Here is a 24,809-nt window from a genome sequence, read left to right as displayed (position 1 = left end):
TGCCGACCCATGCGTATCAGCGTCGTGGATGTGGGATCGAAGACGGTCCGCCTGGTGGTGGCCGACGCCCAGGACGGCGCGCCGCTGCCCGTGCACACGGAGAAGTGGCGGCTGCGGCTGTCGGAGCTGGTCCGGCCGGGCGATCCGGTCCCGGAGGAGGCGGTGGAGCGGCTCGTCCACGCCGTCGACGCCGCGAGCCGCACCGCCGACAAGTGGAGGGCCGAGGTACCGCTGGCGTTCGCGACCGCGGTGGTGCGGTCGGCGCCCAACCGCGCCGAGGTGCTGGCCGCCGTGCGCCGGCGGACCGGGGTACGGCTGTGCACGCTGCCGGGCGAGCTGGAGGCGGAGCTGACGTTCCTCGCGGCGCGGCGCTGGATGGGCTGGCGCTCGGGCCCGCTCGCCCTGCTGGACATCGGGGGCGGGTCCCTGGAGGTGGCGTTCGGCCGGGGCCGGCTGCCCGACTTCGTGGCGTCGCTGCCGCTGGGCGCGGCCCGGCTGACCCATGAGTACCTGGTCGGCGAGGGCCTGCCGGATCCGCGCCGGGTGCGGGATCTGCGCCGCTCGGTCCGCCATCAGCTGCGTGACGTGGCGGCCCGCATCCGCTGGGAGGGTCCGCACACGGCCGCCGCGACCTCGCGTACGTTCCAGCAGCTTGGCAGGTTGTGCGGGGCGCCCCCGGGCCGGCACGGCCCGTTCGTGGAGCGGCGGATGGCGCGGGAGGACCTGCGGGAGGCGGTGCGCCGGCTGTCGACGCTGACCGCCGCCGAGCGGGCCCAGCTGCCGGGCATCTCGGCGCCGCGGGCGGACCAGAGCCTGGCGGGCGCTGTGCTCGCGCACACCGCGATGAAGCTGACGGGTCTGGAGGTGGTGACGATCTGCCCCTGGGCGATCCGGGAGGGGATCATGCTGCGCCATATCGAGGACGGCCCGTCCTGGTGGACGGATGTCACCGGCCGGGACCCGGAGCCCGCGGCGGACCGGCCGACGCCGCTGCGCATCGCGGCCGCACCCATGACGAGGTGAACGCCCGGGTGCCGGTCGGGCGGCCCCACTCCGCCCGGCCGGCACCCTGTACGAGGTCGCACCGAACCCCTCGGCCGTGCTCGCACTCCCCATCCGCGAGCCCGGACCGCACTGCACGGGGTCCTCGGGTGCTACCCCGGTCTCAGAACGCGAAGAGGCTCGTCCCGTAGGACCCCTTCACGCATTCGTTGGCGAACGTCCGCTCGTAGGAGACGCGCTTGCCCTGCCAGACCCCGTCCACGGTGACGACGACGGGGTCGTACTGCTTGGTGCACATCACCCCTTCGCTCGCCCTCAGGGAGTCGAAGTCCCCGTTGAGGCCCCGCAGTTCGGCACAGGCCGCCGCCGGGGCGGGATGGGTCCCGGAGGCGGTCGGGGCGCAGCTCAGGGTGACCGCGCGCGCCGGGGAGGCGAGGGCGGCGGTGTCTCCGTGAGCGAGCGTCAGCACCAGGGCCGAGGGGGCGTAGAGCGAGGCGGGGGCGGCGTCGGGGGCGGCCAGCGCGGACCCGGTGAGGGGTCCGCAGACGGCGGTGGCCGTCAGAGCGAGGGTCGCTGCCCAGCGCGCGGTGTTCCGCATTGTGTGCATCCTTCCGCTTGGTTCGAGGGTGTGCCGGCTCCGGCGCGATCGGTGCCGGAACGACGAGCGGGAGTCTGCCGAGTCCGCCGCCGAAACTCACATCGACACCACGGGTTTCAGTAACCTTGCGTATTGAATCAGTGGCGTGAAGTAACGGTGTTCGAACGTTCCAATGCCGGAACGTGGCCATTCCTGATCGGTCGAAGTCCCCTGATGGCCGATTACCGGAGGGTCATTAATAGGCCTGAAACATTCCGGTTGGGGGCCTCCGGTGGAGGACCGGAGGGGCGCCGTGGACGCGATACGACCCCGCGCGCCGGTCCGCGCCCCCCGCTCCCCCGCTGCCCTACCGGCCGGTATGGTCTGCCTGCAGCGCGGTCTCAGCGACGAGAGGCGGGTCGAAGGCATGGGCGGACACTGGGCCGACTTCCAGTACGAGATCTATCTCAACGGCATGTCAGGGGCGGTGCCCCGGCTGCCCACCGATCTCACCCGGCTGGAGGAGCTCACCGAACAGCGCCTCGGCCCCGGCCCCGTGGGCTATGTGGCGGGCAGCGCCGGCGCCGGCAGCACCGCGCGCGCCAACCGGGCGGCCCTGGACCGCCGCCGGATCGTCCCCCGCATGCTGCGCGACGTGCACGAACGCGACCTGTCCGTGGAGGTGCTGGGCCGCACCCTGCCCGCCCCGCTGGCGCTGGCCCCGATCGGCGTGCTGTCGATCATGCACCCGGACGCCGAGAGCGCCGCCGCCCGGGCCGCCGCCGCGCGGGGTGTGCCCTTCATCCTGTCCTCCGCGTCCAGCACCCCGCTGGAGCAGGTGGCGGAGGCGATGGGCGACGCCGAACGCTGGTTCCAGCTGTACTGGCCGAAGGACCCGGAGGTGGCGCGCAGTTTCCTGAGCCGCGCCAAGGCCGCCGGGTACACCGCGCTCGTCGTCACCCTGGACACCCCGATGCTCGCCTGGCGGCCCCGCGATCTCGACCAGGCGTATCTGCCGTTCCTGCACGGCGTCGGCACGGCCAACTACTTCTCCGACCCCGCCTTCCAGGCCGGTCTGGCCAAACCCGTGCACGAGGACCCGAACGCCGCCGTCATGCGTTTCGTCGGCATGTTCTCCGACCCCGCGAAGACCTGGCCCGACCTGGCGTTCCTGCGGGAGAACTGGGACGGCCCGATCGTCCTGAAGGGCATCCTGCACCCGGACGACGCCCGGGCGGCCGCCGACGCCGGGATGGACGGGGTCATCGTCTCCAACCACGGTGGACGGCAGGTCGCCGGCTCCATCGGCGCGGCGGACGCCCTGCCCGGTGTCGTCGAGGCGGTCGGTGACCGGCTGACGGTGCTGTTCGACAGCGGCGTGCGCACCGGCGACGACATCTTCAAGGCCCTCGCCCTCGGCGCGCGGGCGGTCCTCGTCGGACGGCCGTACGCGTACGGGCTCGGCCTCGACGGACAGGCGGGCGTCGAGCACGTCATCCGCTGTCTGCTCGCCGAACTCGACCTCACCCTCGCCCTGTCCGGGCACGCCGGCCCCGGCACGGTCGGCCCCGGCGACCTCGTGGAGAGCGCCGTATGAGCGCCGCCCGCGAGGTCCTCGCCGTCGTCCCGCCGCACGTCGGCGGCCGGGGCGTCGGCGCCGGTCTCGCCGCGCTGCTGCCCGGCGACGCGCACGTCACCGTCGTCGAGGCGGCCGACGAGGACCCGGCCGCGCTGCGCCGCGCCCAGGTCGTCATCACCGCACTGGCCCCGGTGACCGCCGAACAGCTCGCGGCGGCGCCGGAGTTGGAGCTGGTGCAGTGCGCCAGCCACGGCTTCGACTACGTCGACGTGGCCGCGGCCCGGGAGCGCGGCATCCCGGTGTGCACGATCGGCTCCAGCGGCGCCGAGGCGCAGAACGTCGCCGAGCAGACCTTCGCCCTGATGCTGGCCCTGGCCAAGCAGCTGGTCCCCGGCCACCTGGCGCTCGTGGAGGCCGAGTGGGCCCTCCCCCTCCTCCAGGGCTCGCTCACCGAGCTGTCGGGCAAGACCCTCGGCATCGTGGGCCTCGGCCAGATCGGACGTCAGGTCGCCCGGCGCGCCGCCGCGTTCGACATGGACGTGGTGTACGCCGGCCGCAGGCGGGCCGCGCCCGAGGCGGAGGCCGCGGCGGGTGGGGCCCGGCATGTGCCGCTGGACGAGCTGTGCCGGATCTCCGACTACGTCTCCCTGCACGCCCCGCTCAGCGAGGAGACCCGGCACCTGCTGGACGCCCGGCGTCTCGCACTGCTGAAGCAGTCGGCGTTCGTGATCAACACGGCGCGGGGCGGCCTGATCGACCAGGACGCCCTCGCGGAGGCACTGGAGCGGGGCGCCCTCGCCGGGGCGGGCATCGACGTCTTCGACCCCGAACCGCCCACCCCGGCCCTGCGGTTGCTCCGTGCCCCGAACGTGGTGCTCTCCCCGCACGTCGGCGGCGTCACCCGCGAGACGATGGTCCGCATCGCCCTGGCGGCCGTCCGCAATGTGACGGACTTCCTCGCGGGCGCCACCCCCCGCGACGCCGTCGACGGGGCACCCTAGGTCGTGTCCGCAAAGTCCCGTCGTTCGCCCGTAGGGCGGGCCGAGCGGTGTCCGGTGCGTGCTCTCGGTGTACCGGGCGGACTCCCGCGTACTGGTTGTACGCGGGTGGCCGGCCGGTGCGGCGAGTGGGGGTCCCCCCTGCTCGAAGAGCTTGGGGGAGCGTGCCGGGCGCCGGGCGGCAGGCGGGACTTTGCGGACACGGCCTAGGGTCTTTCGTTCGGATCAGGCCGGACCCCCCGGCCTGATCCAAACGAGAGGCCCTACGGGACAGCCCTTAGGCGTCCCCGTGCCCCAGACCCACCGACCGGGCCCCCGGTGGCCCGACCGCCGCGCTGGACAGGGTGCCCGGTGTCGGCGATGTCGGCGGGTCCGTCAGCCAGCGCTGGGCGTCGGAGCGGTCGCGGACCTTGACGACGATGTCGGCGGCCGCGTCGGGAGCGGCCGCCGCCAGGGCGAGCTGTTCGTCCCAGCGGGGCAGCACCTCGCCGCGCACGGTCAGGTCGTAGCGCACGTCCTCGGCGCGCCCGGAGTCGCCGGGGGCGCAGCGGCCCAGGATCACCACCCCGGCGTCCGCGCGCGAGTCCAGACACAGATCGGGGTCGGCCGCGCTGCGCAGCCGTCCGTCCTCGTCGTACGACCACTTCTGGGCGATGTCGTCGGAGCAGGCGGCGAGTTCGGTCCCGGCGCCCGGTCCCGGCTCGCCCTGGACGCCGAGGCACAGGTCGGCCGCGGCGTTGCGCAGCCGGGTGCGCTCGGGCACGTTCGGGAGCTGGGCGGCACCGGGCGGCGCGGAGGACACGGCGGGCGGGAGCCGGGTGCCGGCGCCGCCCGCCGTGGCGGTGGCCGCGGGGTCGACCCCGTCGTCGTCGGTGAGGAGCCCGGCGACGAGCAGCAGCGCCAACAGCCCGGCGGAGGCGACGCCCACACCCGTGAGCACCGTCCGCGTGGACCGGGGCGGCCCGGCCAGTCTGCGAACCTGCGCGGGAACGCGCGGGAGCAGCCGGCGGCGGGCCGCGCCGTGCCGGGCGCCGCCACGGGTGCGGGAGGGCGCCCGGCCCGGACGGGTCTCGAGATAGCGGCGCGCGCCCCAGCCGAGGACGCACTCGGCGATGAGCACCCCCAGCCCGCCCTCGAAATGGCTCAGTTGTTCGGCCGCGGTACGGCAGTAGCGGCACTGCGCCAGATGCGCCTCCACATCCGGCAGCAGGGCGCCGCCCCGGCGAATGGGGACGTCGAGCAGGCGGTTGTAGAACCGGCAATCCTTCGTCGGTGCGAGTTCCCGATGGGCATGTACACAACCTTCACGGAATTTGTCTCGCGCCTGTTCGAGTGCGGCCCTCGCGGTAACGGGATCGAGGCCGAGCAGCCCGGCGGGGACATTCAGCGGTTCCGCCTCGACCTCGGTGTGCCAGAGCAGACATCGGGCAAGTCCGGGAAGCGCCTGGAATGACCGGTCGGCGAGCCGCCGATTTTCCGGCGTCAGGGACTTCGCGGTCCGCATACCGCGCCCACCCGAGGGTTTGGCCAGTTCCGGCACGACTCCCGTTATTCGTTCGTCCGCGGACCACTGCCGGACCGTGTCCCGGACTGCCACGAGCAGCCGGGGACGCAGGGCGGCGGCCGGTTCGCCCAACGCCAGGCGGTCGAAAACCTGGTGGAAGGCGGCGGCGGTGACCATGTGCGAGGCGACGCCCGCCGGGGCGGCCAGACAGATCACGGCGTAGGCGTGGACCGGGTCCCAGTGCCGCGCCATGAGCAGGGCGACGGAGGGCGCGGCCTCACCGTCCGTACGGCCCCGCAGCCGGGCGGCGAGACCTTCGTCGGACTCCTCGGGCACCCCGCCCGGTGGCGGATAGGGAGGTCGAGGGGGGTGGGGGGTGGGCACTGAACGGATTCCTTCCCGCGCGGCAGGACACAGAAGTTCCGATCGCCGAAAAGGGAGCGAGCGACGTGCCGTGGACCTCTTCGGCAGGATCGAGGGAGCGGAAATTCCGCGACGCCCGTCCGCACCGATTCTCCGCGGAACGCATGAGCCCCCGGCCTATTCCACTCCCACGGCATTCACCCTTGCACAGTGCACTCAGGCCCAACAAGGCACTTGGGCAACATCAGCCCCGATTGAAATAAAAGTCAGAAGCGCCCGTGGCGCGCCCCGGAAAAACGGACCTCGCGAAAGGGTCAGATCTGCCAGGACCGCAGCCGGTCGGCAGCGCCGTACACGTCGGTCTTGCCGGACATCAGATCGCGGGCGAGGTCGACCAGGGCGCCGTAGGGCGGGTCGATGCCGACGCCGCTGACGAACATGTAGGCCACGGCGGAGGCGCAGGCGAAGCGGGCGTTGGCCGAGGGCAGCGGCTTGAGCAGCACGAGGGTGTGCAGCAGCGCGGCGGCGCGCCAGGCCGGGTCGGAGTCGACGCCGAGCCGGGGCGGGTCGACCCGGTGCCGGGCGACGGCGGCGACGAGCGCGGAGAAGTCGTTGACGGTGGGCTGGTCCGGCAGGACCTCTTCATGTCGCTGGAGCAGCCAGGGCACGTCGATGTGGATGACGGACGCCATGGGTCAGGCGGCCCGTCCGGCGCCACCGGCCGGCGGCTCGTCGTCGGGAAAGGCGGCCGCGAACTCCTCGGCGTGCGCGGCGAAGAACGTGCGGAACGCCTCGGCGCCCTCCTGCAGCGCCCGATGCCGGGCTATGTCCGCCGCCGCGGCCTCCCGTACGAGCGCTTTCATCGAGGTGCCGCGTTCCTTGGCGATCTGCCGCAGGTCCTCGAGCTCACGATCGCTGAACTCCACGTTGAGAGCAGGCATGACCTTACGGTAGCGCCAGGGGTACTCGGCCGTAAATCCCCGCAGGTCAGAGCTGGCATATGCCGGTACCGGCCGGGGCGGGCGGGTGCGAAGCCCCGCGGCAGGCGCGGGAGCCGGGCGGCCCGGACGGGGGCGGCCCCGGGCGGGCGGGATGTCGCCCGGAGGGCCTAGGCTGGGGCGCGAGTGACACGCTTGTTCACCGTGAGTGTGCACGTGGGAGCTGCGACCATGAGCCCGGATCACCCGGTCGACGAGGCCATGACGGCCCGGGCCGTCATCGACGCCGACGGCCTGCTCGTGGAGTGGAGCGCGGGGGCGGAACGCCTCCTGGGCCACTCGGCGGCCGAGGTCCTCGGACGCCCAGCGGCGGACCTGCTGGCCGAGGCCGGCGCGGACGGCACCGCCGCGCCGGACCGCGACCGGTGGGACGGCGTCGTCACCCTGCGCCGCCGGGACGGCGGCACGCTCCCCGTGTGGGTGCTCGCGCACCGGCTGCGCTGCCCGCAGGAGGGGCCGGACCGGTGGCTGGTGGTCACCCCCCTCGACCCGGACGGCACCCGCAAGCACGACGACCCGCTGGACGACGTCCTCCTCCTGGACTCCCCCTGCGCCATCGTCATCTACGACGAGCAACTGCGGGTGCACAGCGTCAACTCCGTCATGGCCGAGGTGCTCGACCTCCCCGCGGAGAACGTGCGCGGTCTGCGCACCCACGAGATGACGGGCATGGCGCTCGGCAACGACCTCGAGGGCCGGCTGCACCACGTGCTCACCACCGGCCGCGGCACGGCCGTACGCACATATGTGCCGGTCGGCGGCGATCGCACGCTCAGCTGGCTGGCCCGGATGGCCCCGATCCGCGACACCCTGGGCCGGGTGCGGGGCGTGTCGGTCGCCGCGCACGACTTCACCGAGCAGCACCAGGCGCAGAAGCGGCTCCAGCTGGTGAACGAGGCCAGCGTGCGCATCGGCACCACGCTCGACGTGACGACCACCGCCCAGGAGCTGGCGGACATCTGTGTGCCCGCCCTCGCCGACTTCGTCAGCGTCGACCTGCTGGACCCGGCCGAGCACGGTGAACTGCCCGAGGGGCGGCCGGTGGCGCCGATCGGCCTGCGGCGGACCGCTCACCGGATCATCGACTCGGACGGCGGCGGAGTCGTCGTGGTCGAGCCGGGGCAGCTGGACCACTACCCCGCCACGTCGCCGCAGGCCGACGCGCTGCTCGCGGGCCACACCATCGTCGCGTCGGACGCGACGGGCGACCTCGACCAGTGGCTCTCCTGGGATCCACAGCGCGCCGACCACATCAAGAAGTACGGCATCCACACGTCGATGTCCGTGCCCATCCAGGCCCGCGGCACCACCCTCGGCGTGGCGGTGCTGTCCCGGTTCGCGAACCCGCAGGCGTTCAGCCCGGACGACGTGCTCCTCGCGGAGGAGGTCACGGCGCGCGCCGCCGTCTGCATCGACAACGCCCGCCGCTACTCGCGGGAACGGGAGACCGCGTTGGCCCTCCAGCGCAGTCTGCTGCCGCGCAGCCTGCCGCGCACCGCCGCGCTCGAGGCGGCCTCCCGCTATCTGCCGGCGGCACGCTCCGGTGTGGGCGGTGACTGGTTCGACGTGATCCCGCTGTCGGGGATGCGGGTCGCGATGGTCGTCGGGGACGTCGTGGGGCACGGCATCCAGGCGTCGGCGACGATGGGCCGGCTGCGTACCGCCGTACGGACGCTCGCGGACATCGACCTGGCGCCGGACGAGCTTCTCACCCACCTCGACGACCTGGTCGTGCGGCTGTCGGAGGAGGCCGGCACCGACGGGGTCTCCGGCGAGGTCGGCGCGACCTGCCTGTACGCCATGTACGACCCGGTGTCGCGGCGCTGCACGCTGGCCCGCGCCGGGCATCCCTCGCCCGTCATGGTCCCGCCCGGCGCGGGGCCCGTGGAGATCGACCTGCCCGCCGGCCCCCCGCTGGGCCTGGGCGGGCTGCCGTTCGAGTCCGCCGAGGTCGAGCTGCGCGAGGGCACGGTCCTCGCGCTCTACACCGACGGCCTGATCGAGACACGGGAACGGGACATCGACGCCAGCCACGCGCTGCTCTGCCAGGCCCTCGCGGCGTCCTCCGATTCCCTCGACGAGACCTGCGACCGGGTCCTGCACACCCTGCTTCCGCCGGGCGGTGCCGCCGACGACGTGGCGCTGCTGGTGGCGCGCACCCAGGGGCTGCCGGCGTCCCGCGTGGCGACCTGGGACATCCCCTCCGACCCGGCGCTGGTGGCGCCGATCCGCAAGCAGGTCGTGGAGCAGATCGAGCGCTGGAACCTGACCGAGGCCACGTTCACCGCCGAACTGGTGGTGAGCGAACTGGTCACCAACGCGATCCGCTACGGGATGCACCCCATACGGCTCCGGCTGATCCACGACGCCACGACCCTGATCTGCGAGGTGTCCGACACCAGCCACACCGCCCCGCATCTGCGCCGCGCGAAGACGTACGACGAGGGCGGGCGGGGGCTGCTGCTGGTCGCTCAGCTCACCCAGCGCTGGGGCAGCCGGCACACCGCGGACGGCAAGACGATCTGGGCGGAGATCGGGCTTCTCGGCGAGACGTGAGCCCGCCCCCAGTCGTGACTCCGCGCCCCCAGGACGTGACTAGGCCCCGGGAAAACGGGGATGCCTCTCAGACATGGGAGCAATGGGACGTGCATCGGATTCCCCCCACTCGACCCGCGGCCGCCCGGGGCGCCGCGCCGCTCTCCCGGTGACCGCCGCCGCGCTGCTGTGCGTGCTCGCCGCGTGCTCGGACGGCGGCGGCCCGTCGGACCCGGAGCCGACCCGGACGCCGTCCGGCACCACCGAGGGCGCGACCACGGCCCCGCCGGGTACGGCCGACGGCACGGGCCCGGCGGCCACGGCGGGCACCATCACGCCCGGCACCCCGGACACGGAGAGCCCGGTGACCCAGTCGGGCGCCGCAGCACCCCGCTGTCACACCTCCGACCTGCGCGCACGTCTGGGCCGCCCCAGCCCGGGGGCCGGGCAGCGCAACTTCCCGATCGTGCTGACCAACCGGGCCGACCGCACCTGCACCGTGCGCGGCTATCCGGGCGCCGCGTTCGTGGACGCCGACGGCAGGCAGCTCGGCCCCGACCCGAGGCGCTCCCCCGACACCCCGGCGCCGGTCACGCTCGCGCCCGGTGCCAGTGCCTGGGCCGGACTGACCTTCGCCAGCCCCGAGATCAGCGGCGCCCGTACGGCGCGACCGAAGGACCTGCTGGTGACACCACCGGACGAACGGGACCCGCTGCGGATCCCGTGGACGGCCGGCGAGGTGCCGGTGGGCGGCAACGAGTCCAGCGTCTTCCTGACGATCCTTCAGCCGGGCACCGGCGGCTGACCGCGGGGTTCAGCGGTGGCCGCCGCCGTGTCCATGGCCGCCGCCCCGCGCCCCGCCGTTCCCGTTCCCGTTCCCGTTCGCCTTCCTCGCGGACCCCTCCCTGGACGGGGGTGCGGCGGGGGTGGGCGAGGCGGGGGTGGCGCTCCGCCCGGTCTCCGGGGCCCAGGTGACCGTCTCCAGCGCGGAGGTGGTGCGCGCGGTGTCGACGGCCCAGTGCTGGGCGTCGCTGTCGTCGTCGCGGCTCTTGAGGACCAGGGCGCCGGAGCCGTCGGTGGCCGCGGGGCTGAGGGCCAGTTCCTGGTCGAAGCGCGGCACCAGGCTGCCCTGGAGGGTGAAGTCGTAGCGGATGTCGTCGCCGCCCGCCGAGCCGGCGCCCGCGCAGGGGGCGAGCCGGACCGAGTAGCCGAGGTGCGAGTCGAGGCACAGGTCGGGGTCGGCGCCGCTGCGTATCAGCCCGTCCGTCTCGTACGTCCACTGCTGGGCGGTGCCGGGGGCGCAGGTGGTCAGTTCGGTCTCCGCGCCCTCGACGGCCCGGCCGCCCACGACGCCGACGCACAGCCCGGATCCGATGTTGTGGAGCCGGCCCCGCAGATCGCCCTTGGCCGCCTCGGCGGCGCCCGCCCAGGACGGGTTGCGGCTGGGGGTGTTCTTCTCGGGGCTCGGGGTGCCGGAGGGCTGCCGTTGACCGGCGGTGGGCACGGTGGTGTCGTCGGTGCCGCCGTCCGAGCCGGCCGCGGACCAGATCACCAGGGGCAGGACGACCAGGGCGCTGACGGTCGCGACGGCCGCCGACAGATTGCGCCGCCGGGCGGCGCGGCGGGCCACCTTCAGGGCCACACGGCCGGTGCGGGCGCGGGCGCCGCGGCTCGCGGGCCCGGTGCCCTCGCGGCGGGCGCCGGAGCGACGGGCGGCGCGGCGGCCGGCGCGTGGCCCGGGCATGCCCGCGGGGTCCGTGGGCGCCACGGAGGTGAAGGCCGACGGATGGGGGCGGGCGGCGGAGGCCGCGGCGCCGGTGTCGGCGAAGAACGACTCGCCGGCGATCGTGCCCGCGTCCGGCGCGAACACGGAGGGCTGCGCGCCCGGGCTCACCCGGGCGATCAGATAGGCCCGCGCGCCCCAGCCGAGCACGGACTCGGCGAGGGCGACGCCCATTCCACCGTTGAAGAGGTCCAGTTGGGCGGCGGTGTCGCTGCAGTGCGCGCAGCGGTGCAGATGGGCGCGCAGATCGGGGTCGACGTCGACCCCGCCACGACGGTAGGTCACGTCGAGCATCCGCAGGTACTGGCGGCACTCGTGCTCGGGGGCGAGTTCACGGTGGACCTGGAGCAGTTCCTCGCGCAGCCGGTCCCGGGCGCGTTCCAGCTCCAGGCGTCCCGTCTCCGGGTCCATGCCGAGGAGCGCGGCGGGTACGGACGCCGGTTCGGCCTCGACCTCGGTGTGCCATAGCAGGCAGCGGGCCGCCTGGGGCAGCCGCAGGAAGGCCTCGGAGAGCAGGCGGCGGTTCGCCGGCGGCAGCAGCCGGTCGGCGGTCCCGGTGCCGTCGGCTGCGGAGCGCAGTCCGGGGTGGAGGAGTTCGCGGCGGTGGTCCGCGTCCCATTCGGTGGCGATCCGGCCGACGGTGACGAGGAGTTGGGGGCGCCAGGCGGCCGTCGGCCCGGTCTGCCGCAGGGTCTCGCCGAACAGACGGGTGAACGCCGCCGTGGTCAGCATGCCCGCGGAACGGGTGTCGGCGGTGCACAGCCGTGCGTAGGCGAAACCCGCCTCCCAGTGCCGGTCGAGGAGTTCACCGACCGGGTGCAGCGCCGGTGCCGCTCCCGTCCACTTCTTGAGTTCGGCGCTCAGTTGAGCGTCCGTCACTTCAAAGAAGCGGGCGGCGCCTGGTGAATTCGACAGGCCTGCGTCATGCACGGGGGCATTCCTCCGGAGGGCACTGCGGCTTGATGGTCCATACCAATGGGTATGCTCCGGGTGCGGCTCTGGTGAAGCGCGAGGCGTAAAGGAGCGAGGCACACCTTTGCACAGGTCAGGGACCGAGAACAAGCCGCTCTCCTATTGTGCACCGGGCCTGTGACGGTCAGTGTTCGACGCATTGTCAATAGACGAGTCATCCGTATTGCGGGCTATCGGCGAAGCAATGGGAAAACGGATTCACACGACACTCCGCCGACTTCATCGCAAACCATTGAACCGCCGCGGCACGGCATTTTCCGCTGGTCATACGGACGAAGGCGCCTTCACCGGGCCTTCACAACCGGGGTGCCAACCATTGCGTGGCCCGGCACGAAGGCGCCTGTCCGTGAGCCCGCTCAGTGCCCGATGACCGGATGGGGCGCGTACGGCTCCTGGAGCGCCGCCAACTCCTTGTCGCTGAGCTCCAGTTCGACCGCGGCGACCGCGTCCTCCAGGTGCCCGGGGCGGGCCGCGCCGACGATGGGCGCCGTCACCGTGTCCTGGTGCAGCAGCCAGGCGAGGGCCACCTGGGCGCGCGGCACACCGCGCTCGTTCGCGACCCGGGTGACGGCCTCGACGACGACCCGGTCGCTGTCGGCGTAGAGCCGGCTGCCGAACTCGTCGTGGGTGCTGCGGTCGGTGGCGGTCCCCCAGTCCCGGGTGAGCCGGCCGCGGGCCAGCGGGCTCCACGGCAGCACACCGACCCCCTGGTCCGCGCAGAGCGGCAGCATCTCGCGCTCCTCCTCACGGTAGAGGAGGTTGTAGTGGTTCTGCATGGACACGAACTTCGTCCAGCCGTGGCGCCCGGCGGTGTACTGCATCTTGGAGAACTGCCACGCGTACATCGAACTGGCCCCGATGTAGCGCACCTTGCCCGCCTTCACCAGGTCGTGCAGCGCCTCCATCGTCTCCTCGACCGGGGTGTGCGGGTCGAAGCGGTGGATCTGGTAGAGGTCGACGTAGTCCGTGCCGAGGCGGGCGAGGCTGTGGTCGATCTCGGTCATGATCGCCTTGCGGGAGAGCCCGGCGCCGTTCGGCCCGGCGTGCATCCGGCCGTGGACCTTCGTCGCGAGGACGATCTCGTCCCGGCGGGCGAAGTCGCACAGCGCCTTGCCGACGATCTCCTCGCTGGTGCCGTCGGAGTAGACGTTGGCGGTGTCGAAGAAATTGATCCCGGCGTCCAGCGCCTGCCGGATCAGCGGCCGCGACGCCTCCTCGTCGAGGGTCCACTCGTGCGCGCCGCGGTCCGGGATCCCGTAGGTCATGCAGCCCAGACAGATCCGCGACACGTCCAGGCCCGTCGAACCGAGCTTCACGTACTGCATCGTTGCTGCTCCTGCCGTCGGGAAGGGTTACCCGGCGAGCCTACGGCGCTCCCGGCCCGGTCAGCAGGTCCAGCGCCCGCTCCCAACCGAACTCGGCCCGTACGCCGTCCGGGCCGGGTTCGCCCGTGTACGGCTCGCCGATGCGCACCCCCATGCCGCGCAGCCGCTCCAGGCTGTCCCGGTAGGCCGGGTGGGCGGCCAGCGCGTCGGCGACGCAGGGCAGGACGGCGACGGGGACGCCGAGACCGGCCGCCTCGCACAGGGTGCCGAGGGCCAGGGTGTCGGCGATGCCCGCCGCCCACTTGTTGATCGTGTTGAAGGTGGCCGGCGCGACGGCGACGGCGTCCGGCGGCGGGAACGGGCGCGGGTCGGCCGGGGTGCGCCAGGCGGAGCGGATCGGCCGGCCCGTCAGGGTCTCGACGGCGGTGGTGTCGAAGAAGCCGTTCAGGGCGGCCGGGGTCGCGATCACCCCGACCTCCCAGTCCCGCTCCAGCGCGGCACCGACCAGCTTGTCCACCTCGGCCGCGATCCCCGCGGCGCAGACGACGACGTAGAGGAAGGGCTTCCCGGGTTTCCCGGCTTCTCCGGCCGGCGTCCCTCCGGCCTGCGTCCGCTCGGTCATCCGGGAACCCTACTCAACGGCCGGCCGGGCCCGTACGAGGGGCCGTCAGCCGACCGCCTCCGTCACGGTGATGGCGCTGACCGGGCAGGCTCGGACGGCCTCCCGGACCATCGGGTCGCCGGCGCCGTCCTCGCGGCCGGGGATCAGCTCGCTGAAGCCGTCGTCGTCCTGCGTGAAGACGGCCGGGGCGACCAGGGCGCACTGCCCGGCGCCGACGCAGAGGTCGTGGTCGATGTCGATACGGGTCCCGGAGGCCGCGCCCGGGGTGGTCTCGTGTGTCTCATGCGTGTCGTTGTGCATGACCGGAGCCTCTTACCAGGTCACGGGGAGTTCCAGCATCCCCTGGATCGTGTCGCCCGGTTTGAACGGGATTTCCTCCGGGGGGACCGTCAGGCGGAGCCCGGGCAGGCGGTCGAACAGGGTGCGCAGGGCGATCTCCATCTCGGCGCGGGCCAGGTTCTGCCCGAGGCACTGGTGGATGCCGAACCCGAAGGCGACGTGGTGCCGGGCCGGGCGGTGCAGGTCCAGGGTGTCGGGTTCGGGGTAGACGGCCTCGTCCCGGTTGATGACCGACGTCGAGAAGATGACGCCGTCGCCCGCGCGGATCGTCTCCCCGGCCACCTCGATGTCCTCGACGGCTACGCGCAGCAGGCCGTCCGCGATGGACAGCATGCGCAGCAGCTCCTCGACGGCCGCGGGCACCAGGTCCGGGTGGGCGCGCAGCTCGGCCAGCCGCTCGGGGTGCCCGAGCAGCGTGAAGGTGCCGAGCGAGATCATGTTGGCGGTCGTCTCGTGACCGGCCACGAGCAGGATGATCGCCATGGCGATGAGCCCCTCGCGGTCCAGCTCGCCCTCGGCCAGGCGCTGGTGGACGAGTTCGTCCAGGACGCCGTCGCCGGGCGCGTCCTGCCGCTGCTTGCGGTCGATCAGCTCGTCGAAGTAGGCCTCCATACGGGCGCGGGCGTCCATGGAGTCCTCGGCCGTCGGGCCGCGCAGCAGCCGGCGTGACTGCTCCTCGAAGAAGTCGTGGTCCTCGTAGGGCACGCCGAGCAGGGCGCAGATCACCATGGACGGCACCGGCAGCGCGAACGCGGTGACGAGATCGGCGGGCGGGCCGCCGGCGATCATCGCGTCGAGGCGTTCGTCGACGACCTGCTGGATCCGGGGGCGCAGCGCGGTGGCGCGCTGGAGGGTGAAGCTGGGGACCATCATGCGCCGCTGGACGCGGTGTTCGGGGTCGTCGACGCCCAGCAGGGCGGTCCGGCGGCGCCGGATCCGGGCGATGCGTTCCGTGGTGGCGGGGAACTCCGGCCGGGTGGGGTCGGTCGAGAGGCGGGGGTCGGCGAGCAGGGTGCGGGCGAGGCGGTGACCGGTGACCGTCCAGACGAGGCGGCCGTCGTAGAGACGGGCGCGGGCCAGCGGGCGGGTGTCGCGCAGCGGGGCGTAGGCGGCGGGCGGGTGGTACGGACAGGTCCGGCTCTGGGGAAAGGCGACGGTGGGGGTTTCCGTCATGTCCGTCATGAAAAGACCTCGCAGACGAAGGGTGTCGTGCCGATCTTCATTAGATGCCCGGGGCACCTAAAGGACGACGTCAAGTTCGGCCAGAACAAGCGGCACCGGAAAACTGGCCGGGGATGATCGCACAAGGCTTCGCCCAAAAGGCACGGAGAACGCCGCGCGCCCGGGCCCGGGGGAAATTGGCTTGTCGCCGGCCGGGCGGCGCCAGCAGAATCCGGCCATGCCGAAGAACATCGCCTTCCTGCCGCTGACGTCCGCCGCCGTCCTTCCGGTGCGGTCCCAGCAGCAGCCCGGCCGACCGTGGGGACCGACGCCTCCCACGTCGTGACCGCCGCGCTCGTCGCGGGCCTGCTGGCCGGCTACGGCATCGCCGTACCCGTCGGCGCGGTCGCGACCTATCTCGTCTCCCTGACGGCCCGTACGTCCCTGCGCACCGGTGTCTGCGCCGCCCTCGGCGTCGCGACGGCCGACGGGCTCTACGCCCTGCTGGCCACCGTCGGCGGCTCCGCGCTCGCGGGCGCCCTGCGGCCGTTCACGGTGCCGCTGCGCTGGGCCTCGGCCGTGGTGCTGGCGGTGCTCGCCGTGTGGGGCGCCGTCACCGCCGTACGCCACTACCGGGCTCAGCGGCTCGCCACCCGGTCCGCTCCCCCGCCGCCCGGGCCCGGCCGCGCCTATCTGGCGCTGCTGGGCATCACCCTGCTGAACCCGACCACGGTCGTCTACTTCACGGCCCTGGTGCTCGGCACCCGGACGGCGGACACCGTGCCGGTGACCGCCCAGGGCGTGTTCGTGCTGGCCGCGTTCGCCGCGTCGGCGAGCTGGCAGATCCTGCTCGCCGGGGGCGGCGCCCTGCTCGGCCGGGTGCTGACCGGGCACCGGGGGCGGTTGGTGACCGCGCTGCTGTCGAGCGCGGTGATCCTGGCGCTGGCGGTGCGGATGGCGGTGTAGACGGCGGGTCCGGAGCCGGATGACCGGTCACTGTGCGACTGTTGCAGGGAGTGTTCAGTTCCACGTATCCGACGATGGGATGGATGTCATGCCTCTCGAGGGCGAATACGAGCCCAGCCCGAGCAAGTGGGTTCGCGACCAGGTGGAGTTGTACGAGCGTTCCGGCGGTACCGAGGGCACCACGCTCATGGACACCGGGCTGCCCGTCATCGTGCTCACGACCCGTGGCGCCAAGAGCGGCAAGATCCGCAAGACGCCCCTGATGCGCGTCGAGCACGAGGGCCGCTACGCCGTGGTCGCCTCGCAGGGCGGGGCGCCGACGCACCCGGTCTGGTACCACAACGTGAAGGCCGAGCCGCATGTCGAGCTCCAGGACGGCCCGGTGAAGCAGGACATGAGGGCCCGTGAGGTCACGGGCGCCGAGAGGGCCGAGTGGTGGGAGCGGGCCGTCGCCGCCTACCCGCCTTACGCGGACTACCAGAAGAAGACGGACCGGGAGATCCCGGTGTTCGTCCTGGAGCCGTTCGACGCGAAGTGAGCACGGCCCGGAAATTTCTTCCGGGCCGGGCGTATGAACGGGCGCGGGCGGGGCACACGGTCGTCAGGCCCCGCCGCGTTCCCCCGTCGCGGCGGGGCTTCCCTGTGCCTCGCGCGCCGACCGCTCGGTGATGTCGAGGAAGATCTCGTCCGCCTCGGCGATCGTGTGGCCGATGGACCGCTTGATCCGTACGGCGACCTCCTCGACCCGCTCGCTGTCCAGGCCCGGCATGAGGTCGATCCGCGCCGCCACCAGCGCGCTCTCCAGCCCCGTCTTCATCGTGAACAGCGCCTCGACACTGTCGATCTCGGGCTGCGCCTCCAGCAGGGCGCAGATGCGGGCGGCCGCCTCCGGGTCGGCCGCCTCGCCGATCAGCTGGTCGCGGGCCTCGCGCCCCAGCCGGTAGGCGACGAAGACGAGCAGCGCGCCGATCGCCATCGACGCCGACGCCTCCCACACCACCTGCCCGGTTGCCATGTGCAGCGCCATGCCGGTGAAGGCGAGGGTCACGCCGACCACCGCCGTGCCGTCCTCGGCGACGACCGTGCGCAGCGCCGGGTCGCGCATCCCGTCGGCGAGGCCGCCCTGCTTGCGCACCTGGTGCAGCGCCCGCACCAGCGACACGCCCTCGGCGAGGAAGGCGACTCCGAGGACGATCATGCCCGCCACATAGCCGCCGAACGACTCCTCGGAGCCGCCGCGCAGGGCCTCCACGCCCTGGTAGACCGAGAAGCAGCCGCCCATCACGAAGATCCCGACGGCCGCGAGCAGCGACCAGAAGAACCGCTCCTTGCCGTAGCCGAAGGGGTGCCGGGCGTCCGCGGGGCGCCGGCTGCGGCGCAGCGCGGCGAGCAGGAACACCTCGTTGAGGCTGTCCGCCACGGAGTGTGCCGCCTCCGACAGCAGGGCGGGCGAGTGGGCGAGGAGCCCGCCGACGGCCTTGGCGACGGCGATGACGAGGTTGGCGACCAGGGCCACGATGACCGTGATCCTGGTCCTGCGGTCGGATTTCGGGGTGTCCGTATTGCTGCTCACCTATCGGCGACTGCCCCGGCCCGACCCGTCCACACCGTGCAGTCGGCCGAATACGGGGGACTCGGTGGGAGCCGGGGCGTTCGGGCGGCCCGCCGCATGGCGGACGTGAACCGAGGAACCCGGCCTCGGACCGGGCGGCCTGCGGAAGGGAGCGATCATGAGCGGCGGGGGAAACACCGCCTACGGCCGGAAGGCGTTCCAGCGGTCCAGGGCGCACTTCACGGACCGGATCACGAGGGACGGCCGGGACGGATGGCCGGTCGAGGCGGGCCGGTACCGGCTGGTCGTCAGCCGCGCCTGCCCCTGGGCGAGCAGGGCACTTGTCTCCCGGAGGCTGCTGGGACTGGAGAAGGCCCTGCCGCTGGCGGTCGCCGACCCGGTCCAGGACGACCGGAGCTGGCGGTTCACACTGGACCCCGACGGTCGCGACCCGGTGCTCGGCATCCGCTTCCTCAGCGAGGCGTACGACCGCCGGGAGACGGACTACCCGGGCGGTGTCAGCGTCCCCGCGATCGTGGACGTGCCCAGCGGCGAGCTGGTCACCAACGACTACCAGCGGATCACGCTCGACCTGGCGACCGAGTGGACGGACCTGCACCGCGAGGGCGCGCCCGACCTGTACCCGGAGCCGCTGCGCGACGAGATCGACCAGGTGATGGCCGAGGTGTACGAGGACGTCAACAACGGCGTCTACCGGGCGGGCTTCGCCACCGGGCAGGAGGAGTACGAGCGGGCGTACCACCGGCTCTTCCGGCGGCTGGACCTGCTGACGGAGCGGCTGGCGGGCCAGCGGTACCTGGTCGGGGACACGATCACGGAGGCGGACATCCGGCTCTTCACCACACTGGTCCGTTTCGACGCCGTCTATCACGGTCACTTCAAGTGCAACCGCTGGAAGCTGACGGAGAACCAGGTGCTGTGGGCGTACGTCCGTGATCTCCACCAGACCCCGGGGTTCGGCGACACCGTCGACTTCGACCACATCAAACGGCACTACTACCAGGTCCACACCGGGATCAACCCGACCGGCATCGTCCCCGTGGGGCCGGATCTGTCGGGCTGGCTGACCGAGCACCATCGCGCGGAGCTGGGCGGGAGGCCGTTCGGCGACGGGACACCGCCCGGGCCGGTTCCCGAGGCCGAGCGGGTACCGGCGCACGCGCGTCCCTGAACGACGAAGGAGGCACAGGCACATGGGCAAGAAGAAGAAGGCGAAGCTCCCCCTCGCCTACAAACCGCTGGGGTTCGCACTGGGCTGGGGCACCGGCTGGATGGCTGGGCTCGCCTTCCGCAAGACGTGGATGGCGCTCCGGCACGAGGAGGACGCGCCGGACGCCCTGGACCAGGACCGCGGCTGGGGGGAGATCCTGCTCGCCGCGGCGGTCCAGGGCGCCCTGTTCGCGATGGCCCGCAGCCTCGCGGACCGCGCCGGCGCCAAGGCCGTCGAACGCTCCACCGGCGTCTGGCCGTCCGGCGAGAAGGGCGGACGCGACTGACGGCCCGGTGCGAGGCCCCCGGAGTGTGTCCTCGGGGGCCTCAGCCCTGTCGGGGTCCTCAGCGCTGTCGGGGTCCTCAGCCCTGCTTGGGCGCCGTGCCCGGCGTGCGGCGCAGGGTGAAGGAGTGACCGGCCGGGTCGGAGAAGCCGCGCTCCTCGTACGGTCCCGGCGCGTCCTTCGCCTCCACGGGCCGGCCCCCGAGGCCGACGATCCGGCGCTCCGCCTCGTCCAGGTCCTCCACCACGAAGTCCAGGTGCGCCTGGAGGGAGTTCTCGGGGCGGGGCCAGCTCGGCGGGGTGGCGTTCATGTCGCGGCGGAAGGCCAGCCGGGTGCCGTCGGCACCCTGGATCTCCACCCGGTTGGCGGTGGCGTCGGTCTGCTCGCCCTCCAGCAACTCCTTGTAGAACACGGCGAGTTTCTCCGGCTCGGCGCAGTCGAGCACGACGTAGCCGGCTTTCACCAGCGGCATGGCTCCTCCGAAGGATCCGGGGCGCGGTCTGCCCGCCGCCCTCTGTCCTACGTCTGACCCGCCGGGGCGGTTTCAGTCCGTGCCGGCATGTCAGCGGAGGGTGGCCGTCTGGAAGGTGCGCCGGTATGCCTGCGGGGAGACCCCGATGGCGGCGTGCAGATGCTGGCGCAGCGAGGCGCCGGTGGCGAAGCCGACCTGCGCGGCGATCTGGTCGACCGCGAGGTCGGTGGACTCCAGAAGGTGGCGGGCGCGTGCCACGCGCTGCTGGATCAGCCAGCGGCCGGGGCTGAGGCCCACCTCGTCGCCGAAGCGGCGGGCGAAGGTGCGCCGGCTCATCCGGGCGTGCCGGGCGAGGTCGGTCAGGGTGAGCGGCTCGTCCAGGCGCTCCAGGGCCCAGGCGCGGGTCGCGGCGGTGCTCGCGGCCCCGCTCTCGGGGACCGGCTGCTCGATGTACTGGGCCTGGCCGCCGTCGCGGAAGGGCGGTACGACACAGCGCCGGGCGACCGCGTTGGCCAGTTCGCTGCCGTGGTCGGTGCGCACGATGTGCAGGCAGACGTCGACGCCGGACGCGGCGCCGGCCGAGGTGAGGACGCGGCCGTCGTCGACGAACAGCACGTCCGGGTCGACCTCGACCCGCGGGTACATCCGGCGGAACGGCTCGGTGACCTGCCAGTGGGTGGTGGCCCTGCGTCCGTCGAGGAGACCGGCGGCCGCCAGGACGAAGGCGGCCGTGCAGATCGAGACGATGCGCGCGTCCGGGCGAATCAGGGCGAGCGCGCCGGCGAGCTCGGCGGACAGCTCGGTGGGGATGTACTGCGTGGCCATGGAGGCGACGACCACGGTGTCGGCCGTGGCGAGGATCTCCGGGCCGTGCTCCACGCCGATGGTGAAGTCGGCGTTGCTGCGCACAGGGTGGCCGTCGACGCTGCAGGTCAGCACCTCGTAGCGGCCGTCGGCGGCGCCGAAGATCCGGCTGGGGATGCCCAGCTCGAAGGGGTACACGCCGTCCAGCGCCAGCACCACCACCCGCTCGACCCCTGAGGGGGCCCGTCGCACGCTCATGGCACGATCATATCGAAGGTTGGCAATCGTGCCATTTTCCGGAGCGCCCGGTCCGGGCAGGCTGAGGAACCATGAGCACAGAGCACACGATGCGAGCCATCAGCCAGAACGTCCTCGGCGGCCCCGAGGTCCTCCAGGAGGTACGCCTCGAGCGGCCCGCGCCGGGCCCCAACCAGGTCCTGGTCCGGGTGCGCGCCGCCGGCGTCAACCCGACCGACTGGAAGCACCGGGCGACCGGCGGCTTCCTCGGCGACCCGCCCTTCGTCCTGGGCTGGGACGTCTCCGGCGTGGTGGAGGCGACCGGCATCGGCGTCGCCGCGTTCCGGCCCGGCGACGAGGTCTTCGGCATGCTGCCCTATCCGTACGGGCACGGCTCGCACGCCGAGTATGTGATCGCGCCGGTCCGGGCGCTGACGCACAAGCCGTCCGTGATCGACCACACGCAGGCGGGCGCGCTGCCGCTGGTCTCCCTCACCGCCTGGCAGGCGCTGGTCGAGCACGCGGAGCTGCGCCCCGGTCAGCGCGTGCTGATCCACGCGGCGGCCGGCGGGGTCGGGCATGCGGCCGTGCAGATCGCCAAGGCCCGGGGCGCGTACGTGATCGGCACGGCGAGCGCCGGCAAGCACGGCTTTCTGCGGGAGATCGGCGCCGACGAGGTGATCGACTACCGGGAGACCGACTTCGCCGAGGCCGTGAAGGACGTCGACGTCGTCCTGGACACCCTCGGCGGCGAGACCGCCGTGCGTTCGCTGCGCGTGCTGCGGCCGGGCGGCGTCGTCGTCTCGATCATCCCGGTCGGGTCGGACGAGTTCCCTCAGGAGGCCGAGCGGCTCGGGGTGCGGGCCGTCCGGATGCTCGTCGACGCGGACCGCGCCGACCTGCGCTCCCTCGTGGAGCTGATCGAGCAGGGCCGGCTGCGCGCCACGATCGAGCGGACGTTCCCGCTCTCCGCCGCCGCCGAGGCGCACGCGCTCGGGGAGAAGGGCCGGACGACGGGCAAGCTGGTCCTGACCGTCGACTGACCCACCCGGCCCCAGCACCGACCGCCCGGCCGGCGCCCGTGAACCGACGGGTGCCGGCCGGGCGGTGCGCCGTGTACGGGCGCCCGGTGACGGGTCGGTCATCCGGCGCAACTTGTGTCGCAAATCAAAGACATATGTCAATCGAACATGCTCAGATTCGCTCGATCGAGGGTAACTTGCAGTGCGGAGGCCGGACTTGGGCACCCGCAGCAGGGGATCGGGTTGGAGGCGATGTGGTCGTGCGGCAGGAACCTGCGCCGTTCAGCCGGTATCTGCGCGCCCACCGCCACCGGGACCATCTGGTCCTGGAGCTGCTCGGCGAGATCGACATCGCCGCGGCCGAGGAGATCGGCCCCTATCTGGACCGGGTGACGTCGGACCCGGACGTACGCCTCGTGATCGACCTGCGGAACGTGGACTTCTTCGACTGCTCCGGGCTGCGCCTGCTCTACCGGGCCCGCAGCCGGGTGCTCGACCACGGCGGCCGGCTGCACCTGGTGTGCACCCAGCCGCTGATCCTGCGCGTTCTGCGGATCACCGGCCTGTCCAAACTGCTGCCTCCGCATCCGACGCCGGACGCCGCCCTCGACACCGCGGGGACCACGTCCGGCACCGGCTGACCGCCTCCGTCAGTCCTCCGGCGCGTCGAACAGGGCGCTGACGGACTCGCCGTTGTGGATCCGGCGTACGGCCTCCGCGAGCGCCGGGGCGATCGAGAGGACGCGCAGCTTGTCCGTGCGCTCCTCCTCGGGGACCGGCACGGTGTTGGTGCAGACGATCTCCAGGACGTCCGGCTGCTCACCGATGCGCTTGAGCGCGCCGGCCGCGAACAGCCCGTGCGTACACGCCACCCGGATCGAGCGCGGGTTCAACTCCCTCAGCCTGTCGAGCAGCTCGAGGACCGTGCTGCCCTTGGCGATCTCGTCGTCCAGGACGATGACGTCCCGCCCGCTCACCTCGCCGATCACCGAGGAGATGCTGACCCGGTCGTCCGCGAACCGCTGCTTGGCGCCGGCGGCCACCCCGGCACCGATCATCCGGGCGAACGCGGCGGCCTCCTTGGCGTTCCCGAGGTCCGGCGAGACGACGGTGGTCCGGCTCAGGTCGTACTGCCGGAAGTGCGCGGCGAGTTCCCGCAGGGCGTGCAGGTGGTCGACGGGCACCGAGAAGAAGCCGTGCACCTGGGGCGCGTGCAGGGTCATGGCGAGGACGCGGCTCGCGCCGGCCGCCACCATCAGATCGGCGACGAGCCGCCCGCCGAGGGAGATCCGGGGCGCGTCCTTCTTGTCGGAGCGCGCGTAGGAGTAGTGCGGCATGACGACGGTGATCCGGCCCGCGGACGCACCCCGCGCCGCGTCGCACATGAGCAGCAGCTCGACCAGGTTCTCCTGGACGGGCCGGACCAGGGGCTGGATCAGGAAGACGTCCCGTTCCCGGCAGTTGGCCTGGAGCTGCACCTCCAGGCAGTCGTTGGCGAACCGGCTGACCCGGGTGGGGCTGAGGGGCACCCCCAGCTGGGCGCAGACCTCCGCCGCCAGTTCCGGATGGGCACTGCCGCTGAACACGGCGATCTCTCGCACGATCTGCTCCTCGCATGATCATTACGGGTGGCGGGCCACATGCTACTGAGATTGCAGAAACGTTGATTCGGTGTCCGGGCGCCGGCCGTGCCCCGGCGTGCCCCGGTCCGCGCCCAACAGGCCGGTCCAGCAACGGATTCGGGGGTATCCGCTGTGCAGGAAGGAGGGACGTCGACATGACGACTCCCATCAAGCGCATCAACCGGCGCACCCCCCGCTGGGCCAAGGCGACCGGTGCCGTGGTCCTGGTGCTGGCCGTGTTCTTCGCCGGGATCCGGCTGAGCGTGCTCCCGGGGCTGAAGGACCTGTTCGGCGCCGAGACCCGGGACCGGTCCGGTCCCGCGCTGCTCCAGTCCATCCAGGACATGAGCCGCTACGACGCCGCCTCCGGCAACTTCCAGATCGTCGTCGACCTGGAGAAGGACGCCAAGTTCCTGCCCGACGCCGTGCGCGGCACCCGCACCCTGTACGTCGGCGCGGGCACCGTGGACGCCTATGTCGACCTCGGCAAGGTCGGCGAGGACGACGTCACGGTCGACGAGGACCGTACGTCCGCCACACTGCGTCTGCCGCACGCCGTGCTCGGCCGGCCGGCCCTCGACCCCGACCGCTCCTACGCCGTCTCCAAGCAGCGGGGCCTGCTCGACCGCCTCGGCGACCTCTTCTCCGACAACCCGAACGGCGAACAGGCCGTGCAGAAGCTGGCGGTGCGGCACATCGGGGACGCCGCGAAGAAGAGCGGACTGACGGCGCGGGCCGAGAAGAACACCACCGACATGCTGAGGGGGCTGCTGCGCTCCCTGGGCTTCGAGGAGGTGAAGGTGACGTACGGGCGGTGAGGAGCGGATCCGGGCCCCCGGAATCCCGGCACCGGCGGCCGAAA

25 protein-coding genes are annotated in these 24,809 nt (G+C 72.8%); 12 read left to right on the top strand and 13 right to left on the bottom strand.

Annotated elements, in window-relative coordinates; all coding sequences use genetic code 11:
* The first annotated feature begins 9 nt into the window (after nucleotides 1–9).
* Nucleotides 10–1,023, top strand: a complete 1,014-nt coding sequence (locus tag DC008_RS31490) for a Ppx/GppA family phosphatase (RefSeq protein ID WP_108709895.1) — start codon at nucleotides 10–12, stop codon at nucleotides 1,021–1,023.
* A 142-nt stretch (nucleotides 1,024–1,165) separates the two neighbouring features.
* On the opposite strand, the gene DC008_RS31485 is transcribed toward DC008_RS31490, so the two are convergent.
* On the bottom strand, nucleotides 1,166–1,600 hold the full coding sequence (locus tag DC008_RS31485) for a protease inhibitor (RefSeq protein WP_108709894.1): 435 nt from the start codon (nucleotides 1,598–1,600) through the stop codon (nucleotides 1,166–1,168).
* A gap of 406 nt (nucleotides 1,601–2,006) precedes the next feature.
* Between DC008_RS31485 and DC008_RS31480 the strand changes: the two genes are divergently transcribed.
* Nucleotides 2,007–3,176, top strand: a complete 1,170-nt coding sequence (locus DC008_RS31480; protein WP_108709893.1) for a lactate 2-monooxygenase — start codon at nucleotides 2,007–2,009, stop codon at nucleotides 3,174–3,176.
* A complete protein-coding gene (locus tag DC008_RS31475; protein ID WP_108709892.1) occupies nucleotides 3,173–4,159 on the top strand; it encodes a 2-hydroxyacid dehydrogenase in 987 nt (328 codons plus the stop codon). Before DC008_RS31480 ends, DC008_RS31475 begins: the two co-directional genes overlap by 4 nt.
* Nucleotides 4,160–4,433: 274 nt before the next feature.
* Here the strand turns inward: DC008_RS31475 and DC008_RS31470 are convergent, their stop codons facing one another.
* From DC008_RS31470 to DC008_RS31460, 3 genes are all read right to left on the bottom strand, one after another.
* Nucleotides 4,434–6,044, bottom strand: coding sequence for an RICIN domain-containing protein (locus tag DC008_RS31470; protein WP_108709891.1), 1,611 nt, complete (start codon nucleotides 6,042–6,044; stop codon nucleotides 4,434–4,436).
* A gap of 293 nt (nucleotides 6,045–6,337) precedes the next feature.
* A complete protein-coding gene (locus DC008_RS31465) occupies nucleotides 6,338–6,715 on the bottom strand; it encodes a toxin Doc (protein ID WP_108709890.1) in 378 nt (125 codons plus the stop codon).
* Nucleotides 6,716–6,718: 3 nt separating this feature from the next.
* The gene (locus DC008_RS31460) at nucleotides 6,719–6,964 is read right to left on the bottom strand and encodes a hypothetical protein (RefSeq protein WP_055624477.1); all 246 of its coding nucleotides are present in this window, start codon (nucleotides 6,962–6,964) and stop codon (nucleotides 6,719–6,721) included.
* 228 nt (nucleotides 6,965–7,192) lie between these two features.
* Here DC008_RS31460 and DC008_RS31455 point away from each other — a divergent pair, with 228 nt between their 5' ends.
* Nucleotides 7,193–9,577: a SpoIIE family protein phosphatase gene (locus DC008_RS31455; RefSeq protein ID WP_108709889.1), complete on the top strand. Its 2,385-nt coding sequence runs from the start codon at nucleotides 7,193–7,195 to the stop codon at nucleotides 9,575–9,577.
* 82 nt (nucleotides 9,578–9,659) lie between these two features.
* Nucleotides 9,660–10,361 (top strand): DUF4232 domain-containing protein, encoded by a 702-nt coding sequence (locus DC008_RS31450; RefSeq protein WP_108709888.1) that lies wholly within the window; start codon nucleotides 9,660–9,662, stop codon nucleotides 10,359–10,361.
* 9 nt (nucleotides 10,362–10,370) lie between these two features.
* On the opposite strand, the gene DC008_RS31445 is transcribed toward DC008_RS31450, so the two are convergent.
* The 5 genes from DC008_RS31445 to DC008_RS31425 all read right to left on the bottom strand — a co-directional run bounded on the left by DC008_RS31445 (nucleotide 10,371) and on the right by DC008_RS31425 (nucleotide 15,779).
* Nucleotides 10,371–12,218 (bottom strand): ricin-type beta-trefoil lectin domain protein, encoded by a 1,848-nt coding sequence (locus tag DC008_RS31445; protein WP_425276558.1) that lies wholly within the window; start codon nucleotides 12,216–12,218, stop codon nucleotides 10,371–10,373.
* Nucleotides 12,219–12,667: 449 nt separating this feature from the next.
* Nucleotides 12,668–13,636 (bottom strand): aldo/keto reductase, encoded by a 969-nt coding sequence (locus DC008_RS31440; RefSeq protein ID WP_108709886.1) that lies wholly within the window; start codon nucleotides 13,634–13,636, stop codon nucleotides 12,668–12,670.
* Nucleotides 13,637–13,676: 40 nt separating this feature from the next.
* On the bottom strand, nucleotides 13,677–14,258 hold the full coding sequence (locus DC008_RS31435) for a flavoprotein (protein ID WP_108709885.1): 582 nt from the start codon (nucleotides 14,256–14,258) through the stop codon (nucleotides 13,677–13,679).
* A gap of 45 nt (nucleotides 14,259–14,303) precedes the next feature.
* Nucleotides 14,304–14,558 carry a ferredoxin gene (locus tag DC008_RS31430; RefSeq protein ID WP_108709884.1) on the bottom strand — a complete coding sequence of 85 codons (255 nt, stop codon included), beginning with the start codon at nucleotides 14,556–14,558 and terminating at the stop codon, nucleotides 14,304–14,306.
* A 12-nt stretch (nucleotides 14,559–14,570) separates the two neighbouring features.
* Nucleotides 14,571–15,779, bottom strand: a complete 1,209-nt coding sequence (locus tag DC008_RS31425; RefSeq protein WP_108709883.1) for a cytochrome P450 — start codon at nucleotides 15,777–15,779, stop codon at nucleotides 14,571–14,573.
* Nucleotides 15,780–16,100: 321 nt separating this feature from the next.
* Here DC008_RS31425 and DC008_RS31420 point away from each other — a divergent pair, with 321 nt between their 5' ends.
* Both DC008_RS31420 and DC008_RS31415 read left to right on the top strand, forming a co-directional pair.
* Nucleotides 16,101–16,724 (top strand): LysE family transporter, encoded by a 624-nt coding sequence (locus tag DC008_RS31420; protein ID WP_208646137.1) that lies wholly within the window; start codon nucleotides 16,101–16,103, stop codon nucleotides 16,722–16,724.
* 88 nt (nucleotides 16,725–16,812) lie between these two features.
* On the top strand, nucleotides 16,813–17,262 hold the full coding sequence (locus tag DC008_RS31415; RefSeq protein ID WP_108710955.1) for a nitroreductase family deazaflavin-dependent oxidoreductase: 450 nt from the start codon (nucleotides 16,813–16,815) through the stop codon (nucleotides 17,260–17,262).
* 63 nt (nucleotides 17,263–17,325) lie between these two features.
* Here the strand turns inward: DC008_RS31415 and DC008_RS31410 are convergent, their stop codons facing one another.
* A complete protein-coding gene (locus DC008_RS31410; protein ID WP_235073730.1) occupies nucleotides 17,326–18,297 on the bottom strand; it encodes a cation diffusion facilitator family transporter in 972 nt (323 codons plus the stop codon).
* A 157-nt stretch (nucleotides 18,298–18,454) separates the two neighbouring features.
* Between DC008_RS31410 and DC008_RS31405 the strand changes: the two genes are divergently transcribed.
* A complete protein-coding gene (locus DC008_RS31405) occupies nucleotides 18,455–19,468 on the top strand; it encodes a glutathione S-transferase family protein (RefSeq protein ID WP_108709881.1) in 1,014 nt (337 codons plus the stop codon).
* Nucleotides 19,469–19,490: 22 nt separating this feature from the next.
* Nucleotides 19,491–19,793, top strand: a complete 303-nt coding sequence (locus DC008_RS31400; RefSeq protein WP_055618843.1) for a DUF4235 domain-containing protein — start codon at nucleotides 19,491–19,493, stop codon at nucleotides 19,791–19,793.
* Nucleotides 19,794–19,869: 76 nt separating this feature from the next.
* Here the strand turns inward: DC008_RS31400 and DC008_RS31395 are convergent, their stop codons facing one another.
* Both DC008_RS31395 and DC008_RS31390 read right to left on the bottom strand, forming a co-directional pair.
* Entirely contained in the window at nucleotides 19,870–20,262 is a 393-nt protein-coding gene (locus tag DC008_RS31395) for a VOC family protein (protein ID WP_055618844.1), read from the bottom strand.
* A gap of 90 nt (nucleotides 20,263–20,352) precedes the next feature.
* Nucleotides 20,353–21,324 carry a GlxA family transcriptional regulator gene (locus DC008_RS31390; protein WP_208646039.1) on the bottom strand — a complete coding sequence of 324 codons (972 nt, stop codon included), beginning with the start codon at nucleotides 21,322–21,324 and terminating at the stop codon, nucleotides 20,353–20,355.
* A gap of 71 nt (nucleotides 21,325–21,395) precedes the next feature.
* Between DC008_RS31390 and DC008_RS31385 the strand changes: the two genes are divergently transcribed.
* Together DC008_RS31385 and DC008_RS31380 are read left to right on the top strand one after the other, a co-directional pair.
* A complete protein-coding gene (locus DC008_RS31385) occupies nucleotides 21,396–22,346 on the top strand; it encodes an NADP-dependent oxidoreductase (RefSeq protein ID WP_108709880.1) in 951 nt (316 codons plus the stop codon).
* Between the two features lie 239 nt (nucleotides 22,347–22,585).
* Nucleotides 22,586–22,966 (top strand): anti-sigma factor antagonist, encoded by a 381-nt coding sequence (locus tag DC008_RS31380; protein WP_235073728.1) that lies wholly within the window; start codon nucleotides 22,586–22,588, stop codon nucleotides 22,964–22,966.
* A 9-nt stretch (nucleotides 22,967–22,975) separates the two neighbouring features.
* On the opposite strand, the gene DC008_RS31375 is transcribed toward DC008_RS31380, so the two are convergent.
* Nucleotides 22,976–23,926, bottom strand: coding sequence for a ribose-phosphate diphosphokinase (locus tag DC008_RS31375; protein ID WP_108709878.1), 951 nt, complete (start codon nucleotides 23,924–23,926; stop codon nucleotides 22,976–22,978).
* A 176-nt stretch (nucleotides 23,927–24,102) separates the two neighbouring features.
* On the opposite strand from DC008_RS31375, the gene DC008_RS31370 reads away from it, so the two are divergent.
* On the top strand, nucleotides 24,103–24,765 hold the full coding sequence (locus DC008_RS31370; protein WP_108709877.1) for a DUF4230 domain-containing protein: 663 nt from the start codon (nucleotides 24,103–24,105) through the stop codon (nucleotides 24,763–24,765).
* The last annotated feature ends 44 nt before the right edge of the window (nucleotides 24,766–24,809 follow it).

Source organism: Streptomyces nigra, from assembly GCF_003074055.1.
Classification (GTDB): domain Bacteria; phylum Actinomycetota; class Actinomycetes; order Streptomycetales; family Streptomycetaceae; genus Streptomyces; species Streptomyces nigra.
Note: the sequence above shows the minus strand (reverse complement) of the source record. Positions and strands in the feature narration are given on the sequence as shown.